Origin of the sequence: Cupriavidus phytohabitans (assembly GCF_017815025.1) — a bacterium.
GTDB lineage: Bacteria > Pseudomonadota > Gammaproteobacteria > Burkholderiales > Burkholderiaceae > Cupriavidus.
The window spans coordinates 1-1646 of the sequence record NZ_JAGIQB010000167.1 but is presented as its reverse complement, the minus strand read 5'-3'; the positions used below and the strand labels follow the sequence as shown (position 1 = coordinate 1646).

The following is a 1646-nucleotide window of genomic DNA, read 5'->3' as shown; positions in this document are numbered from 1 at the left end:
TGAAAAATAGCGAGCCCTTCAGCCTTGTAGAGGCAAGCTTCGCTTTTTGCGCGGCTAGTACTTCAGCAGCCTGCTAAACCCGCCGACAATCATCCCGGCCAACCGGACAAAATGATTTATATGAACGCCCCCTTTTGCGCTAGTTTTTCAAGTGCTCTGTCTGGACAGGATGGGTTGCAGCTTTATATGCGGCCTTGTTGCAGCCTCATTCGCTGCTGGCCCCGATGAAATCCGCTGGCTCGCCCCTCATTTGTCGCGCGAGCTGGAACGCTCGAATCATTTTTCAGGTTTGGCGAGTTCAGGTTCCGACCTGTCTTGTCATCACACTCGATTGCCAACGCAACCTTTCGACGTCATCCTGCAAGCGTCAATCTTCTATAAGTCCCGTGGCTCAAGCCGGTTGCGCACTGACGTGCCTAGGATTGTACGGCTTGCCACGCGCCAGAACTGCCCAGATTGTCCGAGCCATCTTGTTCGCCAGCGCGACAGTCACCACGTTCGAGGGTCGTCGCTTCTGCAACTGCTCGGTCCACGCTCCCAAGTGCTTGCTGTGGTATAGGACGCTGCGCGCGCCATGGATCAGCAGCGTGCGCACATATGTGTCGCCGCGTCGGCTGATACCCATTAACTGGACCTTGCCGCCAGTGCCGATCTGCTTGGGGACGAGTCCGAGCCACGCGGCAAATTCCCGCCCTGATTTGAATGCTCTGACGTCACCCATTGTGGCGACGGTGGCGGTCGCCGTCAGAAGGCCCACACCGGGAATCTCTGCAATTGCCTTGCACGCCTTGTCTTCCTTCATCCAGTTCTGCAGGCGCCGCTCGATGTCGGCGATCTGCTTGTCGAGCCGGTCGAGATCGCTCCAAAGCTCGCGTAGGGAATCGATCAGCATCGCCGGCAACCGCTCGGCGAGTGTTGCGAGCAATATTGGAATTGCCTTGTCCAGCGCAGCTCCTCGCCATTACCTCTCCATATTCGGCCAGCAGGCCCCGCAGCATGTTCATCTGCATGGTGCGGCACTTGATCTTCTGCTGCCGCAAGCGGTGCAACGCCAGCACTGCCTGCTGGCCTTCTGTCTTCACGGCGATGGCCTTCCTGGGCATCTGCGTGGCCATCCAGATGGCGCGAGCGTCCGCCGGATCGTTTTTGTTCCCGATATTGAACGCCTTCACGAACTTCGCCGGCATCAGCTTGACCTGATGCCCCAATTCCATCAATCGTCGCGCCCAATGCTGTGAACCGCCGCAAGCCTCCATGCCGATCAGGCAGGGTTCTCGATTCGCAAAATGCTCCAGGAACGCGGCCCGCTTCAGTTGCTTGTTCACGATCTCTCCTGTACCGGCGTCCACCCAGTGAAGCTGAAAGACGCTCTTCGCGATATCCACCCCGACCGTCGTATACTTCATTTGGACCCTCCGGTTCGCATGTGAAGACCTCAATGATCTTCCATTTTGGCACTTTGATGCCGTCGGCCCGTGAGGGTCTGCCTTCTTTGGCGTGTCCGACACGGTAGGTGGGGGCGTTCATTCCATTTGTCGCTGGACCGGCCGTCCTGCTTGACGCTATCTACGCATGGTCTCGATGCCGCCCAGGATGATGCGGGCGCAGCGAAAGGTCTGGAACCCCAGCATCGGCCTGACGCGGCG

The 1646-nt window shown here is 58.4% G+C and carries 2 pseudogenes; both read right to left on the bottom strand.

Going from position 1 to position 1646, the window contains the following annotated elements:
• Positions 1 to 391: 391 nt before the first annotated feature.
• Positions 392 to 1406, bottom strand: a pseudogene (locus tag J8I34_RS33860) (IS110 family RNA-guided transposase).
• Positions 1407 to 1571: 165 nt separating this feature from the next.
• Positions 1572 to 1646, bottom strand: a pseudogene (locus J8I34_RS33855) (IS6 family transposase); the annotation flags it as partial.